This is a genomic window from Achromobacter deleyi, from assembly GCF_902859705.1.
Taxonomy (GTDB): Bacteria; Pseudomonadota; Gammaproteobacteria; order Burkholderiales; family Burkholderiaceae_B; genus Achromobacter; species Achromobacter deleyi.
In genome coordinates, this window is record NZ_CADIJO010000044.1 from 25,641 (window position 1) to 31,785 (window position 6,145).

General features: G+C 69.0%; 7 protein-coding genes. 2 read left to right on the forward strand and 5 right to left on the reverse strand.

The window, feature by feature from the left end; genetic code table 11:
- Window positions 1–58: 58 nt before the first annotated feature.
- Window positions 59–979 carry a LysR family transcriptional regulator gene (locus HV798_RS30595; protein WP_175196430.1) on the reverse strand — a complete coding sequence of 307 codons (921 nt, stop codon included), beginning with the start codon at window positions 977–979 and terminating at the stop codon, window positions 59–61.
- Between the two features lie 92 nt (window positions 980–1,071).
- Here HV798_RS30595 and HV798_RS30600 point away from each other — a divergent pair, with 92 nt between their 5' ends.
- A complete protein-coding gene (locus tag HV798_RS30600) occupies window positions 1,072–1,545 on the forward strand; it encodes a DMT family transporter (protein WP_175196432.1) in 474 nt (157 codons plus the stop codon).
- An 86-nt stretch (window positions 1,546–1,631) separates the two neighbouring features.
- On the opposite strand, the gene HV798_RS30605 is transcribed toward HV798_RS30600, so the two are convergent.
- Window positions 1,632–2,846 (reverse strand): multidrug effflux MFS transporter, encoded by a 1,215-nt coding sequence (locus tag HV798_RS30605; protein ID WP_175196434.1) that lies wholly within the window; start codon window positions 2,844–2,846, stop codon window positions 1,632–1,634.
- 89 nt (window positions 2,847–2,935) lie between these two features.
- Here HV798_RS30605 and HV798_RS30610 point away from each other — a divergent pair, with 89 nt between their 5' ends.
- Complete coding sequence (locus tag HV798_RS30610; RefSeq protein WP_175196436.1) at window positions 2,936–3,259, forward strand: Rdx family protein; 324 nt, start codon at window positions 2,936–2,938, stop codon at window positions 3,257–3,259.
- A gap of 45 nt (window positions 3,260–3,304) precedes the next feature.
- Here the strand turns inward: HV798_RS30610 and HV798_RS30615 are convergent, their stop codons facing one another.
- From HV798_RS30615 to HV798_RS30625, 3 genes are all read right to left on the reverse strand, one after another.
- Window positions 3,305–4,834, reverse strand: a complete 1,530-nt coding sequence (locus HV798_RS30615) for a tripartite tricarboxylate transporter permease (protein ID WP_025140749.1) — start codon at window positions 4,832–4,834, stop codon at window positions 3,305–3,307.
- Window positions 4,835–4,837: 3 nt separating this feature from the next.
- Window positions 4,838–5,308: a tripartite tricarboxylate transporter TctB family protein gene (locus tag HV798_RS30620; RefSeq protein ID WP_175196438.1), complete on the reverse strand. Its 471-nt coding sequence runs from the start codon at window positions 5,306–5,308 to the stop codon at window positions 4,838–4,840.
- A gap of 264 nt (window positions 5,309–5,572) precedes the next feature.
- A partial coding sequence (locus tag HV798_RS30625; protein WP_175216628.1) for an MFS transporter occupies window positions 5,573–6,145 on the reverse strand: 573 nt, incomplete at its 5' end.

The following is a 6,145-nucleotide window of genomic DNA, read 5'->3' on the forward strand; positions in this document are numbered from 1 at the left end:
GGCCGCCGAATGAACTGACCCCCAGATCCTGGCGGCCTTTTTCATGGGCGCCTGGCCGTCAGCCCATCAACGCGGCCAGCGATTCGCGCAGCCAGCGCAGCCCGGCGTCGCCATCCGTACGCTCATGCCAGATCATCTCGAACCCCAGGGGGGCGATCGGAAATGGCACCGGCTGCACCGCCAGCCCCGGCGGTGTCGGCATCACCGTGCGCTGCGCCACCGTCAGCACCAGGTCGGTGCCGGCCACGACGGCGGGGGCCGCCGTCCAGTGCGGCAGCCGCAGGGCCACGCGGCGGGCCCGGCCCAGGCGGGCCAGGGCCGCGTCCACTTCTCCTGAACGCTGGTCCTGGCTGGCGGCCACCAGTACGTGGGGCCGCGCCAGATAGTCGTCCAGCGTCAATGGGCCAGCCGTGCCGGCCGCATCCATCACACAGACAAACGGTTCCTGGAACAGCACGGCGCGGCGGATGTCGGCCGGCGTTTCGCCGAACACGGCCAGGGCCAGGTCGAGCTGGCCATCGGCCACGCCCGCGATCATGCCGCCGCGGCTGGTATAGCTGATTTCCAGGTCGATGCCGGGGGCCTCGGCGCGCAGGCGCCGCACCAGCGGCGGCAGCACCACGCTGGCGCCGTAGTCGGACATGGCCAGGCGAAACGTGCGCCGGCTGGCCGCGGGCTCGAACACCGCGCCGGCCAGCAGGCGGCGCACCTGCGCCAGCACGTCGCGCAGCGGCGCTTCCAGCGCCAGGGCGTGCGGCGTGGGCCGCAGGCCGCCGCGGGTGCGGTGGAACAAGGGGTCGCCCAGCAGCGTGCGCAGGCGGGCCAGGGCATGGCTGACTGCGGGTTGGCTCATCGGCAACCGGGCGGCGGCGCGGGTCAGGTGGCGTTCGTGCAGCAGCACGTCCAGCACCACCAGCAGGTTCAGGTCCACCGCGCGCAGATTGTGGGCGAGGGCGGATGGGGGGTCTGAATTATTCATTCGGTGCATATTCGATAGATAAATATCGAATTGGATTAGGCGTTTGGTGAATAAGAGAATAACGCCAATCCCTCTTGAATCGGAGCCTCGCCATGAACGGCACTTCTCTTTTCGCCATCCCCGCGGCCATCCTGGCCGGCGCCCTTGTTCCCTTCCAGGCTGGCGCGAATGCCACGCTGGGCCGTCACCTGGGCCACCCGTTATGGGCCACGATGGCGTCGCTGGCCATCAGCGTCATCGCGGCCATGGCGGTGATGGCGCTGATGCGGGTGCCAGCGCCCAGCTTTTCGGAAATCGGCCGCCTGCCGTGGTGGGGCTGGACGGGCGGCCTGTCGGGCGTGTTCTACATCACGGCCGCCTTGATGCTGGCGCCGCGGCTGGGCGCCGGGGCGTTCCTGGCCGCGGTGATCGCGGGGCAGATGCTGGCGGCGCTGCTGCTGGACCGCTACGCGCTGGTGGGCTTTGCCGCCAATGCCCTGAACCCGGGCCGGCTGCTGGGCGCGGTGTTGATCGCGGGCGGCGCGTTGCTGATGCACCTGTCGAACGGGCCGCGCACGGCGGGCTAAGCGGCGGCCCGGCGTTTGCGGCCGCACCGGGGGCGCGGCGCATTGCCGTCAGGCGTGGCCGGGCTGCGCCAGGCGCGTTGCCGGGGTCAGCTTTGCGCAGGCCGTTTGGCCGCCAGGCGCCGCGCCATGACGCCGGACAGGCACAGCAGCGGCGCCACGATCCCCACGCCGATCAGTCCCATGGCCGCCTGCGGGGCGACGCCGCCGTCCAGCAGCAGGGTGGCGATGACGGCGGACCCGCTCATCTGGAACAGGCCGAAGACCGCTGCGGCAGTGCCGGCGCGGTCGCCGAAGGGTTCCAGCGCCAGGCTCAGCGCCGACCCCAGCGCCAGCGAGAAGCCCACGGTCAGCACCGCCACCGGCAGCATGAAGATCCACGCGGCGGCCGGCGCCCAGCGCCAGGCGGCCAGGTGCATCAGCGCGGCCAGCAGCAGCGAGGCCATGCCGACGCGCAGCATGGGGTAGCGGCCGAAGCGCGCGATGAACACGGGCGCCAGGAAGAAGGCCGCGATGTTGATGGCCGCGTTGCCGCCGAACCAGGCGGAAAAGCCCAGTTCGGAATAGCCCAGCTGCTGCACCAGCACCACGGGCGCGGCCGACACGAACACCAGGATCATGGCCATGCCGGCCATGGCGTAGACCGCGAAATACAGGAAGCGGCCGCTGGCGATGATGGGCGCATAGCGCCGCAGGCTGTAGAGCGCGGCGCCTGCGGGCGGCGGCGCGGCGCGCGTTTCTTCGAAACGGCGCGCCAGCAGCGCGGCCAGGGCCAGCGCGAACAGCGCCATGAATACGAAGGTGCTGCGCCAGCCGGCGTGCACGGCCAGCGCGCCGCCCAGCATCGGCGCCAGCGCGGGCACGGTGCACAGCGCGCCGTTCAGGTAGCTGTACACGCGGGCGCCGACCGCGGGGCTGAAGCAATCGCGCACCGCGGCAAAGGCCACCAGCGATGCCGAGCACGCGCCCAGGCCCTGGATCACGCGGGCGGTATAGAACAGGTCCAGCGACGAGGCTGCCGCGCCCAGCGCGGACCCGGCCAGGTAGGCGATGGCGCCGCCCAGCGCCACGGGCCGGCGGCCGTAGCGGTCGGCCAGCGGGCCGATCAGGATCTGGCCCACGCCCACCGCGAAAATGAAGAGGGTGATGCTGGCCTGCAGCGCACTGACGGGGTGGCCAAAGCCAACCGCCATGGCAGGCAGGGACGGCAGGTAGATGTCGATGCCCATCGGCGTGAGCGTGACCAGGCCCATCAAGAGGCCGATCAACCAGCGTTGGCCACGGGGCGATAATGCAGACTTCATGCGTAAGACTCTGGGCGCATTGCACGCCCGGGAAAACCTGACATTATCCACGACAACGGCGTGCCCGCGCCAATGCGATTGCCCTCACCATGACATCCGCCCACGATCCCGCCACACCCGCGCCCCGCATCGTCATCCTGTATTGCACGCAGTGCCAGTGGCTGCTGCGCGCCGGCTGGATGGCGCAGGAACTGCTGTCGACCTTTTCCACCGACCTGGGCGAAGTGGCGCTGCAGCCCGGCACGGGAGGCGTATTTCAGATCACCTACGACGGCGAGCTGATCTGGGACCGCAAGCGGGACGGCGGATTTCCCGAGGCCAAGGTGCTCAAGCAGCGCGTGCGCGACCGGCTGGACCCGGGCCGGCCGCTGGGGCACATCGATGGGCACCGGGCCGAGCCTGACGCCACATGAAAAAACAGCCGCCCGAGGGCGGCTGTTTGCATTGGCCTGGATTGATCAGGCCGTCGAGTTGGACGTCTCCATGGCCAGGCGCACCTTGTTGCGCTGGCGCACCGCCGATACCAGCAGCAGCGCGATGAGCAGCACGCAAGCCAGCACGAAGCCCAGGCTGATCGGACGCGTCACGAAGATGGCGAGGTCGCCGCGCGACAGCAGCAGGGCGCGGCGGAAGTTCTCTTCCACCATGGGTCCCAGCACGAAGCCCAGGAGCAGCGGCGCCGGCTCGAAGCGCAGGCGGATCAGCGCGTAGCCCGCGGCGCCGAACAGCGTCACCATGCCCACGTCGAACAGGTTGTTGTTGGTGCTGTAGACCCCGACGCAGACAAAGAACAGCGCGGCCGGGAACAGGTAGCGGAACGGCACCGTCAACAGGCGCACCCACATGCCGATCAGCGGCAGGTTCAGCAGCAACAGCAGCACGTTGCCGACCCAGAAGCTGGCGATCAGCCCCCAGAACATGTCGGCGTGTTCGACCATCATCTGCGGGCCCGGCTGGATGCCGTGGATGATCAGCGCGCCCAGCATCAGCGCCATCACCGGGTCGCCGGGGATGCCCAGGCTCATGGTGGGGATGAAGCTGGTCTGCGTCGATGCGCTGGTGGCGGCCTCGGGGCCGGCGATGCCTTCGATGGCGCCGCGGCCGAAGCGGCGCGGTTCGCGCGCCACTTTCTTTTCCACCGCGTACGAGATGAAGGACGCAATGGTCGGGCCGGTGCCCGGCAGGATGCCGAAGGCCGCGCCGATGGCGGTGCCGCGCACCAGGGCGCCGCGCGACTGCTTGATGTCGCCGGCTTCAGGACGCATGGACTTCATGCTGATCTTGCCGCTGGTGACCTTGGTGTCGCCGCCGATCTGGTTGATGTTCTTCAGGAAGTCGGCCACGCCGAACAGGCCCATCGCCAGCGCCACGATCTGCAGCCCGTCGCTCAGCTCGAGGATGCCGAAGTGAAAGCGCATGGTGCCGGTGTTGACGTCGGTGCCCACCACGCCCAGCAGCAGGCCCACGACCACCATTGCCACGCCCTTGATGGCCGAACCCTTGGCCAGCGTGGCGCCGGCCAGCAGGCCCAGCATCATCATCGAGAAGTATTCGGCCGGACCGAACTTGAAGGCCACGTCCACCAGCAGCGGCGAGAACAGGATCATTGCCAGGATGCCGACCGACGCGCCGCAGAACGACGAGAACATCAGCATGAACAGCGCCGAGCCGGCCTTGCCGTTGCGCGCCAGCGGATTGCCGTCCAGGCAGGCCACCGCGTGCGAGGCAGTGCCCGGCAGGTTCAGCATGATCGAGGTGATCCCGCCGCCGTATTGCGAACCGTAGTAGATGCCGGACAGCATCACCAGCGCCGCGGTGGGCGTCATGGTGTAGGTCAGCGGCAGCAGGATCGAGATGGCGGCCAGCACACCCATGCCCGGCAGCACGCCGATCAGGTTGCCCATGAAGACGCCGAACACGGCCCACAGCAGGTTGTCCAGCGCGAACGCGACGGAGAACCCGTGCATCAGGTTATTGAAGATTTCCATCGATCAGCCCCAGCGAAACAGCGGAAACTGCAGCTGCAGCGCCCAGGAGAAAACGGCCACGCCCAGAATGGTCACGCCCACGGCCAGCACGGCGGCGCTGCGCAGCGTGTGCTGGCGGTCGCCCAGGGCCGAAATGAAGACCAGCGCGAAGGTGGCGGGAATCAGGCCGCCGAACTTGCCGAACAGGATGAACGCCATCAGGCCGCCGATGATGCAGCCCCAGCCGCGCCATTGCGGCGGCGGGACGTCTTCGGCGTCTTCTTCGGTGGTCAGCGGCGAATACGCCATGCGGGCGATGATCAGGCCCAACAGGACCAGAAGCACGCCGAGGATGGCCGGAAACAGGCCCGGCCCCATGCGCGCCAGGCTGCCTAACGTGTAGGTGGATGCCTGCGCGATGGCACCCAGGCCCAGCACGATCATCGTGCCGGCGGCCCAGAGCTCGCGCTTGATGGCGCTGCGTTTTGACTGCATTGGATCATTCCTCCCTTTGTTGTTGCTTTTCTTAGACCTGACTGAGGTCTGAAAAATAGCTGACAGTCCAATGAATGCGGGAGTCTAAAAACTCAAACTTCCGTTCACCTTTCAGGGATGAAAAAAAATTTCAGCGCAGGGCGGGAACGCGGGAATGATCGAGGGAAATCCCTAGGGCCATCGGATGCAGATCGGGCCCTGGGCGCAGCGGATGCAGGCGGCTTCTGACGGCCGTGCGCCGCCGAAAACCCCTTGATTTGCGGATCAGGCGGGCCTTGCCGGGCGCAGGCGCGCGGCCATGGCGAACAGCGCCAGGCAGATGAACATCATCGCAATCCAGGCGGGCGCGAGGTCGGCCAGGTGCTGGCGCACCAGGCCCGCGGCAAACGGGAACAGCGCCGCGATCAGGTAGCCGGCGCCTTGCACCAGGGACGCCAGGCGGCCGGCTTCGGCGGGCGTGGCGGCATGGTCCATCGTGACGATCAGCGACAGCGGGAACAGCGCGCCGATGCCCAGGCCGGCAAGGATCGCCGCAGGCCAGGCCAGCGCATCGGGCGCGACGACCAGGCCGGCCAATCCGGCCAGCAAGGCGGCCACGGCCGCATACAGCGCCGGCCGCCGGTCGGGCAGGCGGCCGATGCCCACCGATACCGCAAGGCCCGCCACGATCTCGGCGACGGTGACCGCGCCCAGCAGTTGCCCGGCCGCCAGCGGCGTCCAGCCGCGCGCGGTGTAGTAGGGCGACAGCCACGCCAGCACCAGCGTGTAGGCGCCGGTGCCCAGGCCGAAGAAGGCCGCCAGCAGCGCCACGCGGCTGCGCGGGGCGCGGGCGGCGGC

Excerpts from the sequence above, each read along its gene's own strand:
- HV798_RS30615 (WP_025140749.1), bottom strand. The coding sequence starts at position 4,834 with ATGGAAATCTTCAATAACCTGATGCACGGGTTCTCCGTCGCGTTCGCG.
- HV798_RS30595 (WP_175196430.1), bottom strand. The coding sequence starts at position 979 with ATGAATAATTCAGACCCCCCATCCGCCCTCGCCCACAATCTGCGCGCG.
- HV798_RS30620 (WP_175196438.1), bottom strand. The coding sequence starts at position 5,308 with ATGCAGTCAAAACGCAGCGCCATCAAGCGCGAGCTCTGGGCCGCCGGC.
- HV798_RS30605 (WP_175196434.1), bottom strand. The coding sequence starts at position 2,846 with ATGAAGTCTGCATTATCGCCCCGTGGCCAACGCTGGTTGATCGGCCTC.
- HV798_RS30600 (WP_175196432.1), top strand. The coding sequence starts at position 1,072 with ATGAACGGCACTTCTCTTTTCGCCATCCCCGCGGCCATCCTGGCCGGC.
- HV798_RS30610 (WP_175196436.1), top strand. The coding sequence starts at position 2,936 with ATGACATCCGCCCACGATCCCGCCACACCCGCGCCCCGCATCGTCATC.